The organism is Saccharopolyspora gloriosae, assembly GCF_014203325.1.
Classification (GTDB): Bacteria; Actinomycetota; Actinomycetes; order Mycobacteriales; family Pseudonocardiaceae; genus Saccharopolyspora_C; species Saccharopolyspora_C gloriosae.
The window spans coordinates 6,111,163-6,127,239 of record NZ_JACHIV010000001.1; the positions used below are offsets into that span (position 1 = coordinate 6,111,163).

Here is a 16,077-nt window from a genome sequence, read left to right on the forward strand (position 1 = left end):
GCCGTCGAAGCCGAGGCCGCCTTCGGGCGGCCTTCGGCATGTCCGGGCCCGTTCCGGCAGGTCGCAGCCTCGGTCCGACACGCGGGCGTGTGTCGGACCGTGGCGCGTCGGGGCTGCCGGATAGCCTCGCGATCGTGCCTCCCAAGAACACCCGCGCCGCCCGGCCCGCCTTCCGCTGCGCCGAATGCGGTCACGAGGTCGCGAAGTGGGTCGGCCGCTGCCCGAAGTGCCACGAGTGGAACACGATGGACGAGGCCGCCCCGGCCAAGCCCGCGCTCGCGAAGATGGCCCCGGCGACGCCGTCGACCTCCGCCCGCCCGATCGGCGAGGTCGACCTCGACTCGGCGCGAGCGGTGCCGACGGGCATCGCGGAGCTGGACCGGGTGCTCGGCGGCGGCATCGTGCCCGGCGCGGTGATGCTGCTCGCGGGTGAGCCCGGCGTCGGCAAGTCGACCCTGCTGCTGGAGGTCGCGCACCGCTGGGCTTCGGCCCGCACCGGCGGCCCGTCGCTGTACATCACCGGTGAGGAATCCGCGGGCCAGGTGCGGCTGCGCGCGGAGCGCACCGACTCGCTGGACCCGGAGCTGTTCCTGGGGTCGGAGAACGACCTGTCCGCGGTGCTCGGCCACGTCGAGCAGATCAAGCCGGGCCTGCTGATCGTGGACTCGGTGCAGACCGTGCAGTCCCCCGACGTGGACGGCACCCCCGGCGGCGTGACGCAGGTGCGCGCGGTCACCTCCGGGCTGGTGGCACTGGCGAAGGAACGCGGGTTGCCGGTGGTCCTGGTGGGGCACGTGACCAAGGACGGCGCCGTCGCCGGGCCGCGCGCGCTGGAGCACCTGGTGGACGTGGTGCTCAACTTCGAGGGCGACCGGCACTCCTCGCTGCGGATGCTGCGCGGCATCAAGAACCGGTTCGGCCCGGCCGACGAGGTCGGCTGCTTCGAGCAGCGCGACGACGGCATCGCCGAGGTCACCGACCCGTCCGGCCTGTTCCTGAACCGGCAGGAGGCGGCGGTGCCCGGCACCGCGGTCACCGTGATGGTCGAGGGCAAGCGCCCGCTGCTGGCCGAGGTGCAGGCGCTGGTCGCGCCCACGCAGATGCAGATCCCCCGCCGCGCGGTCAGCGGGCTGGACTCGGCCCGGGTGTCGATGACGCTGGCGGTGCTGGACAAGCGCGGCCGCATCCGCACCGGGGAGAAGGAGGTCTTCGCCGCGACGGTCGGCGGCATGAAGGTCACCGAACCCGCGGCGGACCTCGCCGTGGCGCTGGCCATCGCCTCCTCCTCGCTGGACGTGCCGCTGCCGCCGAACATGGTGGTGATCGGCGAGGTCGGACTGGCCGGGGAGATCCGCCGGGTGAGCGCGGTGGGGCGGCGCCTCGCGGAGGCGGCGCGGCTGGGCTTCGACCGGGCGCTGGTGCCGCCGGACTCGGGCCGGCTTCCGCCGGGCATCAAGGCGACCGTGGTGCCGGACCTGCAGACCGCGCTGAAGTCGCTGCGGTCCCGCTGATTCCGAGCCGGGGAGGACAGGTGGCGGAAAGCGTCCATCCCGAGCAGCTGCGCGCCACGCTGGCGTGGCTGGCACCCGGCACGGCGCTGCGCGACGCGTTGGAGCGCATCCTGCGCGGGCGCACCGGTGGGCTGGTCGTGCTGGGCCACGACCGGACGGTGGAGTCGATCTGCGACGGCGGTTTCCGGCTGGACGTCGAGTTCAGCGCCACCCGGCTCCGCGAGTTGTCCAAGATGGACGGTGCGGTGGTGCTGTCCACGGACGCGACGCGCATCCTGCGCGCGAACGTGCAGCTGGTCCCGGACCCGACGATCCCCACCGACGAGTCCGGCACCCGGCACCGCACCGCGGAACGCACCGCCATCCACACCGGCCACCCGGTCATCTCGGTGAGCCAGTCCATGAGCCTGATCAGCGTGTACATCCACGGCCACCGGCACGTGCTGTCCGGTTCACCGGAGATCCTCTCCCGCGCGAACCAGGCGCTGGCCACGCTGGAGCGCTACACCGCGCGGCTCGCCGAGGTGACGCACGCGCTGTCCGCGCTGGAGGTCGTGGACTCGGTGACGCTGCGGGACGCGATGACCGTGGTGCAGCGGCTGGAGATGGTGCGCCGCATCTCCGACGAGATCGAGGGCGCCGTGATCGAGCTGGGCCGCGACGGCCGCCTCATCGAGCTGCAGCTGGACGAGCTGGTGGGCGGCATCGACGTGGACCGGGAGCTGGTCGTGCAGGAGTACCTGCCGACGGCGGGCGGGGTGCCCAGCACGGAGCAGGTCGACGCGGCATTGGCGAAGCTGGACGCGACGGCGCTATTGGACCTGACGGCGGTGGCCCAGGCCTTCGGCTATCCGGGCGGGACCGAGGACCTGGAGGAGCAGTTGCGTCCGCGCGGCTACCGGCTGCTGGCGCGGGTTCCGCGGCTCCCGGCCGCGGTCAGGAGGGCGCTCGTGGCCGAGTTCGGTTCGCTGCGCGCGCTGCTGGCGGCCGACGTGGCGCAGCTGTGCGCGGTGGAGCACGTCGACGAGTCCCGCGCTCGCCTCATCCGCGACGCCCTCATCCGGCTCGCCGACGCCTCCACCACGGACCACTACCTCTGACCGACCGTCCCTGATCCCGGCTTGAGCGGCGGGCCGGGCGGCGGAACCCCACTGCCTGCCTTTGATCTCGTCTTTCCAGGTGAGCGACGTCGTTGGTCGTTCCACTTGTCAGCGGCGGAGCCGCTGCGCGACCCGCTGCTCAGGCCGAGATCAAGGCGGGCGGTCAGCCGGTGATCTTGAACGGGACCGGCTGGCTGATCAGGCCTTCCAGGCGGGCTCCGACGACGTAGTCGCCCGCGACGGCGGTGTCGTGCTCGGCGGCGCACTGCTTCGGGGTGGCGTCGCGGGTGGAGGAGACGCCGGTCCACTCGATCTCGTTGCGGACCGACTCGCCCGGTTCGAGCAGCGGGGTCTCGTTGGTGGATTCGACCTGGCAGTCGTTGCTCGACCAGAACCGGGTTCCGTCCGATGTGGACACGACGATTTCGCGGAGCATGCGGTTGGTGTCCCGCACGCAGGACTTCGAGCTCGCGTTGGTGAGGACCATGCGCAGCGCGATCGGCTCGCCCGCCGGGTAGCTGTCGTCGACCGGCTCGGCGGCGAGCCGCAGGTCTTGGTCGGCGCACGGCGGCGGGGGCGGCGGTGCGGCCGGAGCCGGGGGGCCGTGCGGCTGCGCCGGCGGCGGCGCGGCCTGCGGGGCGGGCTCGGCGGCGGTGCGCTCCGGAGCCAGGGCGCCTGCCAGGATGGCGACCCCCCACAGCACCAGGGCGATGACCAGCAAGATCGCGCCGATCGCCAGGGCGCGGCGCCGCCAGTACACCTCGCGGGGAAGCGGTCCGATGGGGTCCAGCACGATCCGACACTAACCCGGCGATACCGCCGAAAAGCCCAACGCGAGCGCACCCGATCAGGTGCATTGATCCGGATGATCAGTGGCTCCGAGTAACCCCTTCGAGTGATCTTGCGCGGGCCCGAGGGTGCCGGTACCGGCCCGGTCGCGTGCTGGCAGGATCGGAGCCGAGATGACGACGATCGCCTGGGACCCCACCGAACTGATCGACTGGTTCGAAGCCGAAGCCCGCCCGCTGCCGTGGCGCGCGGCCGGCGTCACCGGCTGGGGCGTGCTGGTCAGCGAGACCATGCTGCAGCAGACGCCGGTCAACCGGGTCGCGCCGATCTGGCAGGAGTGGATGGCGCGCTGGCCGCGGCCGTCCGACCTCGCCGCCGCTTCGCAGGCCGAGGTGCTGCGCGCCTGGGGCAAGCTCGGCTACCCGCGCCGGGCGCTGCGGCTGCACGAGGCCGCGGGGGCGATCGCGGCGAGCCACGGCGACGTCGTTCCGTCCGATGTGGACACCCTGCTGGCACTGCCGGGCATCGGCGCCTACACGGCGCGCGCGGTGGCGGCGTTCGCCTACGGCCTGCGCGCCCCCGTGGTGGACACGAACGTCCGCCGCGTCGTGGCCCGCGCGGTGCACGGCGCGGGCGACGCGGGACCGCCCTCGACCAAGCGCGACCTGGCCGACGTGGACGCGCTGCTGCCCACCGACGACACCGGCGCGGCGCGGCTGTCCGCGGCGCTCATGGAACTCGGCCAGGTGGTGTGCACGGTCCGCTCCCCCGCGTGCGAGCGCTGCCCGATCGCGGCGGACTGCGCGTGGCAGCACGCCGGTCGGCCGGCGTACGCGGGACCGCCGAAGAAGGTCCAGAAGTTCGCCGGGACCGACCGGCAGGTGCGCGGCAAGCTGCTCGACGTGCTGCGCGGCTCGGAAGGCCCGGTCACCCGCGACCTCCTCGACGCCGCGTGGTCCGACGCCGGGCAGCGCGACCGCTGCCTGGATTCGCTGCTGGTGGACGGATTGCTGGAGCAGACCGCGGACGGCCGGTTCGCGCTGCCCGGCGAGCACTGACCGACCCGAACGGAGCGAACCGTGGCGCAGACGCTGACCGTGCTCTTCGACGACGCGACCGAGACCAGGCTGGGCGCGCTGCGCGATTCCGTGGCGACGGCGGGAGTTCCGGTGACCGAGGGGCGCCCGAGCGTGGCGCTGGCCGCGGCGAGCACCATCCCGGCGGGCACCCGCAAGGCGCTGCGCGCGGAGCTCGGCGCGCTGTTCCTCCCGGACCTGTGGTTCTACACGCTGGGCACGTTCCCCGGTGAGGACGCGGTGCTGCTGCTGACCGCCGTGGTGGACGCGGAGCTGCTGGCGGTGCACTCGGCGGTCCACGACGTGCTGGCGGGCAAGGTGGCGAACCCGTCGGCGTACCACTTCCCCGGCGCCTGGATCCCGCACTGCGCGCTCACCCCGGTGCTGAGCGGGGAGCAGCTCACGGCCGGGTTCGCGGCGTTGCGCTCGACCTCCCCGGTGCGGGCGGCGGTGTCCGAGGTCGCGGTGCTCGATTCCCGCGGCGGCGAGCCGGAGGTCCTCGTCTCGCGCTGACGCGGGCCGGTCGGGCAAGCCCCGGAACGGGTGATCCGGAACCGCCTTCCCGCCCCTGCGCGGCACGGCCGTTCCAGCCCTTCGACCAGCACACTCACTCCATCCACAGTGGACTACTGCGGGTATCGGCCCGAGTTGCTCTTGCCCAGGTGAGGGGCCACTTTGGACCGGCAGCCTGTCACGCGGTGTGAGGAGCGAGATGGATGTCGACGGCGTGAGCATCGTGGCGCGCGGGATCACCGCCACCGGCCCGGAGGGCATCGTCTTCGAGAACGTCGACGCGCGCGTGTACCCCGGCGAACTCGCGGTGATCCTCGGCGAAGGCGGCACCGGCCGCACCTCGCTGCTGCTCGCGCTGTCCGGCCGGTTGAAGATCGTCGCGGGCCGCATCGAGATCGACGACGCCCCGCGCCGCGCGAGCCTGGTGCGGCGGGCCATCATCCCCGCGCGGCTCTCCCCCGGGTTCGAGCTGGAGGGCAGGCTGCGGGTCCGCGAAGCCATCCGTGAACGCCGGGTCACCTCGCGGGTCACCGCACGCGCCGTGGACAGGGCGATGGCGGCGCTCGGCCTGGACGTGGACCGCGCCGCGCTGATCGACGAGCTGTACCCGGACGACCGGCTGCTGCTGGCGATCGCGCTGGCCACCGCCGGTGAGCCGCCGGGGATTCTGGTGGACGACGTCGTCGCCGGGCTGCTTCCCTCCGGGCGCAACCGGGTGTGGTCGGCGCTGCGGGCCGTGGCCGACACGGGCATCACCGTGCTGGCCAGCTCGACCGAACCCACTTCCGAAGCCGACGTGCTGATCCGGTTGCCGTACAACATCGTCGACTTCGGCGACGACACCACCGGGCTGCCGCTGTTCAGCACCGCCACCGGCGAGGACGTCCGATGAAGGCGATCTACCTCGCCTGGCTGGAGCTGCGCCGGTTCCGCGGCCCGTGGCGCAGGTTCGCGCCCGCGGTGCTGATCCTCATCCCGCTGCTGTACGGGGCGCTGCTGCTGTGGTCGAACTGGGACCCCTACGGCCGGATGTCGGAGATGCCGGTCGCGGTGGTCAACTCCGATCGGCCCGCCGACCACAACGGCGAGCAGGTCAACGCGGGCGAGCAGTTCGTCCAGCAGCTGCGCACCACCGACACCTTCCAGTGGCACTTCGTCGACCCGAAGACCGCCCGCAGCGGGCTGGAGCAGGGCCGCTACTACTTCACCATCCAGGTCCCGCAGGACTTCAGCACCCGGCTCGCGAACTCGACGCGCAGCGCCCCGCAGCGCCCGGCGGTATTGCTGACCAGGAACGACGCCAACGGCCACCTGGCGGGGATCATGGCCGACACGGCGCGCTACGAGCTGCAGAACCAGATCAACGCCGCCGCCTACGCCGCCTACGCGCGGGGGCTGTACGGGGATCTCGGCGAGGTCCGCGGCAAGCTCGGCACCGCCTCGGAGATCTCCGAGCAGCTGGTGCAGGGCACCCAGCTGAACAAGCAGAGCACGGGGGCGCTGGCGCGGGGGCTCACCGGAGTGCGGGACGGCACCGGCCGGGTCTCCGGCGGGGTGCGCGACATCGCGGGCGCCTCCGCGCAGCTCGACCAGCGGCTGTCGTCGATCACCGAGTTCACCGGGCGGCGGCTGCCCGCCACCACCGAGGCGCTGCTGGACACCAGCGGCGCGACGGTGCGCGACCTCAACGCGGTCACCGGCGGCACGGCGGCGGCGCAGCGCCAAGCGGAACGTTCCGCGGGGACACTGGCGCAGCTCGCGAACCGGCATCCCGAGCTGCGCGGCGATCCGCTGTACCGGTCCGCGCTGGCCGACGCGCGCCGGCTCGCCGCCACCACGACCAGCGTCCACGACGCGGCGGCGGACGCGCTGGGCAGCGCCGCCGACACGCAGGACCGGGCGTTGGCGCTGCGCGACGAGCTGGAGCCGCTGCAGCAGGACGTCAGCGACATCGACGAGCCCGCGACGCGGTTGCGGCTGAGTTCGGCGGAACTCACCGGCGGCGTCGGCGGACTCACCCACGGCGTGAACACGCTGGTCGCGAACATCGGGGTGGCGCAGACGAGTTCGGGCCAGCTCAATGACGGCGCGCGTCGGCTCGCCGATCAAGTGCGGGACAGCCTCGACCGGATGCCCCCCGCCGGGCCGACGGAGGTCGCGCGGGCCTCCTCCGAGCTGGGCACGCCGTCGGTGGTCCGGGCCACGACGCTGAACTCCGCCGACGTGTACGGCCGCGGGGTGGCGCCGTTGTTCTTCGCGATCGCGCTGTGGGTGTTCGGGTTGTTCGCGTACCTGCTGTTCACGCCGTTGAACCAGCGCGCGCTGGGCGGGCGCACGAATCCGCTGTCGGTCGCGATCGGCGGCTGGCTCCCGGCGGCGGCGCTGGGCGTGATCGGTGGCCTGGTGCTGCTCGGCGCGATGGACCTGGCGCTGGGACTGGATCCGGTGGACCTGCCCGCCGCGGTGGGGCTGACCGCGTTGGGGGCCGCCGCGTTCACCGCGATCAACCACGCCCTGCGCGCCGCGTTCGGCGCGGTCGGCGGGCTGGTGTCGCTGGCGCTGCTGCTGGTGCAGATCACCGCCTCCGGCGGGCTGTACCCGCTGGAGACCGCTCCGGCACCGATCCAGGCGGTGCACTCGGCGCTGCCGATGAGCTACCTCGTCGACGGGCTGCGGGTGGCGTTCACCGGTGGGGAGCAGCAGCACCTGATCTGGGACGCGATCGTGCTGGGCGGCGTGCTGGTCGGGTTCCTGCTGATCACGTCGCTGGTGGTGCTGCGGCACCGGACGTGGACCATCGGCAGGCTGCACCCGCAGATCGAGTTGTGAGCCGGGCGCGTCCCGACCGGTGGGCTCCGCCGCCGCGCTGCTGTCCACCTCCCGGCGGTATCCGTAGGCTGGGTACATGGCTGTTGTGAAGATCAATGCGATCGAGGTCCCCGAGGGCTCCGGCCCCGAGCTGGAGAAGCGGTTCGCCGGTCGGCACGGCTCGGTCGAGGACTCACCCGGTTTCCTCGGCTTCGAGCTGCTGCGCCCCGTCGAGGGCGAAAACCGGTACTTCGTCTACACGAAGTGGGAGTCCGAGGAGGACTTCCAGAACTGGGCGCAGGGCCCGGCGAAGGCCGCGCACACCGGCGAGCACAAGAACACCGTCGCCACCGGTTCGAACCTGCTGGAGTTCGAGGTCGTGCAGGAGAAGCACAAGGACGCGTGACGCGCAGGTGAGCACCGCGCCGGCCGATGAGGTGGGCGCGGCGCCCGCCGGAACGAACGATGAGGAGCACCGGGCGGTGAGTTCGGAATCCGTCGCCGCCGCGGCGAAGACGATCTCCGAGGCGGAGGCGCTGCTGGTGTGCGCCGGAGCCGGGATGGGCGTCGACTCCGGCCTGCCCGACTTCCGCGGCGACACCGGTTTCTGGCGGGCCTACCCGCCGTACGAACGGCTCGGGCTGAGCTTCGCGGAAGTCGCCGACCCGGTGCACTTCGCCGAGGACCCCGAGCTGGCCTGGGGCTTCTACGGGCACCGGCTGGGGCTGTACCGGGAGACGGTGCCGCACGCGGGCTTCGAGGTCCTGCGGCGCTGGGCGGAGCGGATGCCGCGCGGGGCTCGGGTGTTCACCTCGAACGTCGACGGCGGGTTCCAGCTGGCGGGGTTCGCGCCGGAGCACGTCGCCGAGTGCCACGGCAGCATTCACCACCTGCAGTGCCTGGAGCCGTGCACCGACGACGTGTGGCCCGCCGACGACGTCTCGGTGCCCGTCGACGCGGCGACGATGCGCGCGCGGTCACCGCTGCCCGCCTGCCGGAACTGCGGCGGAACGGCGCGGCCGAACATCCTGATGTTCGGCGACCGGGACTGGGTGCCCGGCCACGCGCAGCCCCGGCTGGACGAGCTGCAGGCGTGGCGGCGGTCGCTGCGGGCGGCTCGGCTCGTGGTGGTGGAGCTCGGCGCGGGGACGGCGGTGCCGACGGTGCGCAGGCACGCGGAGCTGGCCTCGGCCGCCTCCGGTGCGCTGATCCGCATCAACCCGCGGGAACCGGAGGTCCGCCACGGCCGCGGCACCTCGATCCCGGACGGCGCGCTGAGCGCGCTGCGCGCCATCGACGCGCTGCTCTGAGCGCCGGGGTTCACTTACCCACCCGAACGGGAATGATCACGCACGGCGACGACCACCCCGGCCGCCATTCCCCCTGCTCAACGAGATCGCCCCCACTCCGACCGCACCTGCACCCGGCGTGAACAGCGACAATTTCGCGATAAATCGATTCACCCGGGGACAAGCGAACGAAAGTTCGACCACCGAGGGTGATCGGGCTCAGTTCGGGATCACGACGTGGGCGCGGACCGCGCGGTGATCGCTGCCGGGCACGTCGAACACCGCGTAGTCCTGGGTCACCAGGCCTTCGCTGGTCAGCACGTGATCGATGGTGGCGCGCGGCATCCACCCGGCGCCCCAGGTCGGGGTGAGGCCGCCGCCGGTGACCTCGGCGGCGTCGGCGTAACCGCCGCCCAGCAGCGCGCGCAGCGGCGAGTGGTCCAGCGTCGCGTTGAAATCCCCCGCCAGCACCCGCGCCGCGCCACCCGGCCGCGGCAGCGCGGTGAGCTCGCGCAACCAGCCGTCGGCGGTGTCCGCGCCCATCGGGTAGATCGGGTGCACCGCGACGAACTCCACGTCGCGCGGGCCCGGCAGGTCGATCAGCGCGGACGGCTGCGCCAGCGACGTCGGCGGCACCAGCGCGAGCTCCCGCAGCGGATACCGCGAAGCGATCCCCGTGCCGTCCGCCCGCGGCCCGCTGTGCAGCACCCGGTGCGGCAGCAGCTCCGCGAGGCCCGCCCGGTCCAGTTCGGCGACGGCCTGCGGGGTGAGCTCCTGGAGGCTGAGCACGTCGATCCGGCCGTCGCGCACCAGGTCCACGACGCGATCCGCTTGCGCTCGCCCGAAAAACAAGTTGACCGACAGCACCCGCAGCGGCGAGCCTTGCACCGGCGTCGGCGAATCCGGAATCGCCCTGGGGAGGACCAGGATCGCCAGCACCACCGTCAGCAGGCCGACTACGAGCGTGGTCAACCACCGCCGCAGCACCAGGCCCAGCACCGTCAGCACCGACCCGACCGGCACGGCGTACTGCAAGGTCGCGACCAGCGCGATCGTGTAGCGGTTCGCCGTGTCGAAACCCAGCAACGCGGGCGTGGCCCAGCCCGCCGTACCGAGCACCGCCAACACGAACAGCGCGGTGACGAGACCGCTCTTGCGCCGGCGCGGCGCGGAGTCGATCTCGGGTTCGGCCACCGCCGTGTCCATCCAGCACCCCCGGTGTCGCGCGGCTCACGCGGGCTGTCAGCGCGCTGTGCGCGGCCTGCCAGCGATACCCCCGATGGTGGGGAGCATAACGAATCGAGGAGGCGGCATGTCCTACGCGATCCAGGCGGAAGGCCTGGTGAAACGCTTCGGCGCGACGACCGCGCTGGACGGGATCGACCTGGCCGCGCCCACCGGCTCCATCCTCGGGGTGCTCGGACCGAACGGCGCCGGCAAGACGACCGCGGTGCGCATCCTGGCCACGCTGCTGCGGCCCGACGCGGGGCGCGCCACGATCGCCGGTCGCGACCTGCACCGCGAAGCGGTGGCGGTGCGCCGCAGGATCGGGCTCACCGGCCAGTACGCGTCGGTGGACGAGGAGCTCACCGGGGTGGAGAACCTGGTGCTCATCGGCAGGCTGCTGGAGCTGTCCCGGCGGGACGCGCGGGCTCGCGCGGCGGAACTGCTGGAGCGGTTCGGCCTCACCGACGCGGGCGGGCGCGCCATCAAGACCTACTCCGGGGGCATGCGCCGACGGCTGGACCTGGCCGCGAGCCTCGTCGGGAGGCCGGAGGTGCTGTACCTGGACGAGCCCACGACCGGCCTCGACCCCCGCAGCCGCAACCAGGTGTGGGACATGGTCACCGCGCTCACCGGCGAAGGCGTCACGGTGCTGCTGACCACGCAGTACCTGGAGGAGGCCGACCAGCTCGCGGACCGGATCAGCGTCATCGACCACGGCCGCGTCGTCGCCGAAGGCCGCGCCGACGAGCTCAAGCGCCGCACCGGCAAGCAGACCCTGCAGGTGCGTCCCAGCGGTGCCGAGGACGTGCCCGAGGTGCGGCGCATCGTCGCCGAGCTCACCGGGACGCAACCGGCCACCCACGACGAGGGCGGCCTGATCACCGCGCCGGTGGACGACCCGGTGCTGCTGTCGACCCTGGTGCGCAGGCTCGACGACGCGGGGATCACCGCCGACGAGCTCGCCCTGCGACTGCCCAGTCTCGACGAGGCGTTCCTCGCGCTGACCGGGAAATCCGCCGAAGAGGAGACCGCGGCATGACCAGCACCCTCGAACGTTCCACCGGTTCGACCTCGGCGTCCCCGCCACCGCGGGAGCGCATCGGACCGCTGAGCACCGTGCGGCACGGCCTCACGCTGGCCGGGCGCAGCGTGCTCAAGATCCGCAAGTCCCCGGAGGGGCTGCTCGACGTCACGCTGCAGCCGATCCTGTTCCTGGTGATGTTCGTGTACCTGTTCGGCGGCGCGATCGCCCAGGACACCGGCGCCTACCTGCAGCAGACGCTGCCGGGCGTGATGGCCATGAACATGATCTTCGGCAGCCTCGGCACCGGGATGCAGCTCAACACCGACATCAACAAGGGCGTGTTCGACCGCTTCCGCAGCCTGCCGATCGCCCGGTCCGCCCCGCTGATCGGTGCCGTGTTCGGCGACATCGTGCGCTACGTCGTGTCCGTCGTGGTGCTGCTGGGGGTGGCGACGCTGATGGGCTTCCGCATCGAGACCGGGCCGCTGCAGGCGTTCGCCGCGTTCCTCGTCGCGCTGGCCTTCGCGCTGTCGATGTGCTGGATCACGGTGTTCCTCGGGATGCTGATCCGCAGCCAGCAGGCGCTGCCCGGTGTGGCGATGGCGTTCATGTTCCCGCTGACGATGGGCAGCAACGTGTTCGTCCCGACCGAGACGATGCCCGGCTGGTTGCAGACGTGGGTGCAGATCAACCCGGTCACGCAGCTCGCCGACACCGCCCGCGGGCTGATGATCGGCGGGCCGGTCGCCGGGCCGTTGACGGCGACGGTGATCTGGATGGTGGCCCTGACCGCCGTCTTCTTCCCGTTGGCTATGTGGGCTTATCGGCGTCGGGTTTGAGTGGGGGTCGTTTGGCGGAACCTCAGCCGGTCTCTCGCTGCGGGATCTTTTTCCCCAGTGGCTCCGCCACGAGGGAAAAGCCGTCCTCGCGACAGACCGGCTGAGAACACGCAGGTGGGCCGGTTTTCGACGTGGGCCATGTGCTTCGCACATACAGGCACGGCTCCGCCGCAAAGCAGACTTCGCTCCGCTCGCCCACGGCACGGCTACGCCGCGAAGCACGGCCTTCGGCCGCGAGGCAGGCGTGCTCCGCAGCCCAAAGCACGGCTACGCCGCGGAGGCACGGCTTCGCCGCAGGGCGCGCTGGCTCGCTCGGCACGGCGGGTTCGGCGATAGGCGGGTCCGGTCGCTGCGGGGTTCGCTCTTCGCGGGGCTCTACCGCAGCGTTGTCCGCGCGGGACTCCGCTGGGAACCCGCCGGGGGCGGTTTGCTGGGAGGGGCGCTGCTCTGCGGCTTCGGCTGGTGAGGCGGGCGTTCAGGTGGCGCCTAGGGTCGTGCGGAGGGCTGCGATGGCGGCTTCGCGGTCCAGGGTCGCTCCGGAGTCGAACGCCGCGGCGTGCTCGGCGGTCGTGTCCCGCAACGCCGCCCGGACTCGGCGGACGTCGGGGTCGCCCTCGTCGAGGACGCCGCGCAGCACGGCGGCGAGGCCGAGGCAGCGGGCCGCGCCTCGCGGATCACCGGTTTCCAGCCGCCAACGGGCCGCGCATTCCGCCACGGCCGCGGCGGCGGGCATGTCGCGCGTCCCGAAGCCGCCTTCCAGCGCCTTGGCGAGCAGCGCCGGGACCTCCTCCGGCCGCGCCTGGTCGAGCAGCAGCCGGACGCGGTGCAGCAGCAGCACGTGGCGCATGCCCGAGAGCTCGTGGTCGTCCACCGGCACCTGATCCGCCTCGTCCAGGTGCCGTTCGGCCTCGTCGAGCCTGCCGGACAGCCGCGCCTGCTCGGCCAGCCCGCCCGACGCCCACACCGCGAACCACGGCCGGGTCCGCTTCGCGATCGAGCGTGCCTGTTCCAGGTCGGCCCGACCCCGTTCCAGCTCCCCCGCGCGGATCCGCTCCATCCCGATGCGCAGCACGATCGGCGCCAGGTCCGCCTGGGAGCGCAGCTGGCGGACGGCGTCCACCGACTCCTCCAGCACCTCGACCGCGCCCGCGTGATCACCGCGCAGCGAGCGGAACCCGGCGAGGCTGTTGACCGTCTGCGCCCTGCCCCACCTGTCGCCGATCGCCCGGAACGCCTCCGCCGCCGTGCGCATGTGCTCCTCGGCGGCGCGGGGATCGCCGCTGTGCTCCGCGCTGAACGCCCGCCCGAACATCGCCGAGGCCCGCACCCACGGGTCCGGGTGGGCCTCGGCGCGCTCGATCACGCGGCGCACCTCGTCGAACTCCCCGGCCATGAGCCACGCCCCCGCCTCCAGCAGGCCCGCGTGCCGGTAGCGCGCCATGGCGTCGGTCTCGCGCGCCGCGCGGGCCGCGGCGCGGACCCGGTCCGTCCAGCCCGCACCGGTGTCCGCCACCATCCTGCCGAGTCCCACAGCGGCCCTGGCCTGCGGTGACGCGGGGCCGGGCAGTGCGGCGACGGCGGCGAGCCGAGCGGCGGCGTCGTCGTCGAGCGCGGACATCGACCAGTACCAGGCCAGTGCCGCACCGAGCCGGAGCCCGCTGTCGGCGTCGCCCGATTCGACGGCCCAGTGCAGCGCGGCCAGCAGGTTGTCGTGATCGGCGTCGAGCCGATCCATCCAGTCGATCTGGTCCCGGCCGTAGAGCCACGGCTCGGCTTCCTCGGCCAGCGCCAAGAAGTGCGCGAGGTGCGCGGCCCGCACCCGCCGCGGATCGGCCTCGGCCGCGCAGCGCTGCCAGCAGTACGCCCGCACCGTCTCCAGCATCCGGTAGCGCGTGCCCTGCTCGGATTCGACGACGGTCACCAGCGATTTCTCCACCAGCGACGAGAGCACGTAGAACACGTCCGCGGCGGGCAGCTCCGCCTCGTCACCGCACACGGCGGTGATCGACTCGGCGCGCACCGCGCCGGTGAACACCGCCAGCCGCCCGGCGAGCAGCCGTTCCCGCTCGGTCAGCAGATCCCAGCTCCACTCCACGACGGCCCGCAGCGTGCGGTGCCGCGGCATCGAGCTGCGGTTCCCGCCGGTGAGCAGCCGGAACCGGTCGTCGAGGCGCTCGGCGATCTGCGGCAGGCTCATCGACCGCAGCCGGGCCGCGGCGAGTTCGATGGCCAGCGGGATGCCGTCGAGCCCGCGGCACACCTCGACCACGTCGGCGGCGGTGCGGTCGGTGAGCGCGAAATCGGGGCGGGCGGCGCTCGCCCGGTCGAGGAACAACCGGACCGCGGCGGAGTCGGCGGGGTCGGTGCCGTCGCCGGGCAAGGCCAGCGGGCCCACGGGGAGCAGCTCTTCGCCGGTGAGCGCGAGCGGTTCCCGGCTCGTGGCCAGGACGCGCAGCTCGGGGCACCTGCCGAGCAGGTCGTGCACGAAGCCGGCCGCGTCGTCGATCAGGTGCTCGCAGTTGTCCAGGACCAGCACGGTCGGCTCGGCCGCCAGCACGTCGGCGAGGCGTGCCGCTCCGGGCGTGTGCTGCGCCTCCAGCAGCCGGGTTTCGCGGAGGCCGAGCGCGGCGAGCGCCGCGGAGGCGAGGTCGCTGCCGTCGCGCACCGGGGCGAGCTCGACGAACCACACCCGGCGGTCGGCGATGGCGGCGGCGCTCTCCGTCGCGAGGCGGGTCTTGCCCGCCCCGCCGGGGCCGAACAGGGTCACCAGGCGGGAGCGGGCGAGGGCCTCGTCGACCTGCGCGATCTCGGCTTCGCGGCCGACGAAGCTGCTCAGCCGGGCGGGCAGCCCGGTGTGCTGGGGCGCGGGTTCCGCAGGCTGCGCCGCGCGAGCGGCGGCGGGGTGCGGATCGCCGCGCAGCAGCGTCGCGTGCAGGTCGCTCAGCTCGGCGGACGGGTCGACGCCGAGGCGGTGGGCGAGGTCCGCCCGGTGCGCCTCGTAGGCGGCGAGCGCGTCGGAGCGGCGGCCCGCCGCGCGCAGCGCGCGCATCCGCAGGGCGGTGAGCCGTTCGCGCAGCGGGTGGCGGGCGCAGAGGCCGTCCAGTTCGGCGATCAGCTCGCCGTGCCCGCCGAGCCGCAGGTCGGCGTCGATGCGTTCTTCCAACGCGGCCAGCCGCGTCTCGTCGAGCCGCGCGATGTGCGGTGCCGCGAACGGGGAGTCGGTGAAGTCGACCAGCGCGGCGCCCCGCCACAGCGCGAGCGCTCCGCGCAGCGCCGTGCCCGCCGCCGCGAGGTCACCGGCGCGCAACCGCGCCCGGCCCAACGCCACCAGCCCGTCGAAGCGGTGCACATCGACCTCGTCGCGGTCGAGCGGCAGGCGGTAGCCCGCGGTGCCGGAGCGCGGTTGCGCGACCTCGGTGACGCGTCGCGCCCGGGACACCAGGGACTGCAGGGCGTTGAGCGCGCCGGCGGGCTGGCGCGCGCCCCACAGGTCGGCGATCAGGGTCTCGGTGGGCACCACGTGCCCGGCGTCCAGCGCGAGCCTGGCCAGCAGGGTGCGCACGCGCGGGCCGCCGACCTCGATCGGGAGGCCGTCGGCCGCATGCAGCCGGAACGGCCCCAGCATCGCCACTCGCACCTGCCCAGCTTCGCAGAGCCCACCGTCGGAACAGGTGCGCGACTGAGCCAGGCAGGTCCGGAACTGTCCTCACCTGTGGACAACTCCCGCCCCGCGCCCGATGTCCCGGTCGCCATTCGACATGCTCGCCGCGTTCGCACTGGCCACGACGCCAAATGCGCCGATCACCAGGGCTTCTCCCGCATGTGGACAACCCCTCTCCGCGTGCTGCTACGCAGGACCGCGACCGGGAGAGAAGGGATGATCCCTCCAGTTGTCCACAGG

The 16,077-nt window shown here is 73.2% G+C and carries 13 protein-coding genes; 10 read left to right on the forward strand and 3 right to left on the reverse strand.

From position 1 onward, the window contains the following. The first annotated feature begins 134 nt into the window (after window positions 1-134). Together radA and disA are read left to right on the forward strand one after the other, a co-directional pair. Entirely contained in the window at window positions 135-1,511 is a 1,377-nt protein-coding gene (radA, locus tag BJ969_RS26520; RefSeq protein ID WP_184483483.1) for a DNA repair protein RadA, read from the forward strand. A 20-nt stretch (window positions 1,512-1,531) separates the two neighbouring features. Next, the gene (disA, locus tag BJ969_RS26525) at window positions 1,532-2,611 is read left to right on the forward strand and encodes a DNA integrity scanning diadenylate cyclase DisA (RefSeq protein ID WP_343071604.1); all 1,080 of its coding nucleotides are present in this window, start codon (window positions 1,532-1,534) and stop codon (window positions 2,609-2,611) included. A gap of 163 nt (window positions 2,612-2,774) precedes the next feature. Here disA and BJ969_RS26530 read toward each other — a convergent pair whose 3' ends face one another. Continuing rightward, a complete protein-coding gene (locus BJ969_RS26530) occupies window positions 2,775-3,404 on the reverse strand; it encodes a hypothetical protein (RefSeq protein WP_184483485.1) in 630 nt (209 codons plus the stop codon). Window positions 3,405-3,573: 169 nt separating this feature from the next. On the opposite strand from BJ969_RS26530, the gene BJ969_RS26535 reads away from it, so the two are divergent. The 6 genes from BJ969_RS26535 to BJ969_RS26560 all read left to right on the forward strand — a co-directional run bounded on the left by BJ969_RS26535 (window position 3,574) and on the right by BJ969_RS26560 (window position 9,107). After that, window positions 3,574-4,458 (forward strand): HhH-GPD family protein, encoded by an 885-nt coding sequence (locus tag BJ969_RS26535; RefSeq protein ID WP_221315947.1) that lies wholly within the window; start codon window positions 3,574-3,576, stop codon window positions 4,456-4,458. Window positions 4,459-4,479: 21 nt separating this feature from the next. Continuing rightward, window positions 4,480-4,989: a 2'-5' RNA ligase family protein gene (locus tag BJ969_RS26540; RefSeq protein ID WP_184483487.1), complete on the forward strand. Its 510-nt coding sequence runs from the start codon at window positions 4,480-4,482 to the stop codon at window positions 4,987-4,989. A gap of 199 nt (window positions 4,990-5,188) precedes the next feature. Then, window positions 5,189-5,881, forward strand: a complete 693-nt coding sequence (locus tag BJ969_RS26545) for an ATP-binding cassette domain-containing protein (protein WP_184483489.1) — start codon at window positions 5,189-5,191, stop codon at window positions 5,879-5,881. Next, window positions 5,878-7,818 (forward strand): YhgE/Pip family protein, encoded by a 1,941-nt coding sequence (locus tag BJ969_RS26550; protein WP_184483491.1) that lies wholly within the window; start codon window positions 5,878-5,880, stop codon window positions 7,816-7,818. The genes BJ969_RS26545 and BJ969_RS26550 overlap by 4 nt, the downstream gene beginning before the upstream one ends. A gap of 76 nt (window positions 7,819-7,894) precedes the next feature. Beyond that, the gene (locus tag BJ969_RS26555; protein WP_184483493.1) at window positions 7,895-8,203 is read left to right on the forward strand and encodes an antibiotic biosynthesis monooxygenase family protein; all 309 of its coding nucleotides are present in this window, start codon (window positions 7,895-7,897) and stop codon (window positions 8,201-8,203) included. A gap of 76 nt (window positions 8,204-8,279) precedes the next feature. Continuing rightward, a complete protein-coding gene (locus tag BJ969_RS26560) occupies window positions 8,280-9,107 on the forward strand; it encodes an SIR2 family NAD-dependent protein deacylase (protein ID WP_343071605.1) in 828 nt (275 codons plus the stop codon). A 198-nt stretch (window positions 9,108-9,305) separates the two neighbouring features. Here BJ969_RS26560 and BJ969_RS26565 read toward each other — a convergent pair whose 3' ends face one another. Then, window positions 9,306-10,292: an endonuclease/exonuclease/phosphatase family protein gene (locus BJ969_RS26565; protein WP_184483495.1), complete on the reverse strand. Its 987-nt coding sequence runs from the start codon at window positions 10,290-10,292 to the stop codon at window positions 9,306-9,308. Window positions 10,293-10,398: 106 nt separating this feature from the next. On the opposite strand from BJ969_RS26565, the gene BJ969_RS26570 reads away from it, so the two are divergent. Both BJ969_RS26570 and BJ969_RS26575 read left to right on the forward strand, forming a co-directional pair. Next, a complete protein-coding gene (locus BJ969_RS26570) occupies window positions 10,399-11,352 on the forward strand; it encodes an ATP-binding cassette domain-containing protein (RefSeq protein WP_184483497.1) in 954 nt (317 codons plus the stop codon). Next, window positions 11,349-12,176 (forward strand): ABC transporter permease, encoded by an 828-nt coding sequence (locus BJ969_RS26575; protein WP_184483499.1) that lies wholly within the window; start codon window positions 11,349-11,351, stop codon window positions 12,174-12,176. Before BJ969_RS26570 ends, BJ969_RS26575 begins: the two co-directional genes overlap by 4 nt. Window positions 12,177-12,651: 475 nt before the next feature. On the opposite strand, the gene BJ969_RS26580 is transcribed toward BJ969_RS26575, so the two are convergent. Next, window positions 12,652-15,813, reverse strand: a complete 3,162-nt coding sequence (locus BJ969_RS26580; protein WP_184483501.1) for a BTAD domain-containing putative transcriptional regulator — start codon at window positions 15,811-15,813, stop codon at window positions 12,652-12,654. Window positions 15,814-16,077: the final 264 nt, after the last annotated feature.

Coding starts and splice junctions, on each gene's coding strand:
- BJ969_RS26575 (WP_184483499.1), top strand. CDS start 11,349: ATGACCAGCACCCTCGAACGTTCCACCGGTTCGACCTCGGCGTCCCCG.
- BJ969_RS26555 (WP_184483493.1), top strand. CDS start 7,895: ATGGCTGTTGTGAAGATCAATGCGATCGAGGTCCCCGAGGGCTCCGGC.
- BJ969_RS26545 (WP_184483489.1), top strand. CDS start 5,189: ATGGATGTCGACGGCGTGAGCATCGTGGCGCGCGGGATCACCGCCACC.
- BJ969_RS26570 (WP_184483497.1), top strand. CDS start 10,399: ATGTCCTACGCGATCCAGGCGGAAGGCCTGGTGAAACGCTTCGGCGCG.
- BJ969_RS26565 (WP_184483495.1), bottom strand. CDS start 10,292: ATGGACACGGCGGTGGCCGAACCCGAGATCGACTCCGCGCCGCGCCGG.
- BJ969_RS26550 (WP_184483491.1), top strand. CDS start 5,878: ATGAAGGCGATCTACCTCGCCTGGCTGGAGCTGCGCCGGTTCCGCGGC.
- BJ969_RS26535 (WP_221315947.1), top strand. CDS start 3,574: ATGACGACGATCGCCTGGGACCCCACCGAACTGATCGACTGGTTCGAA.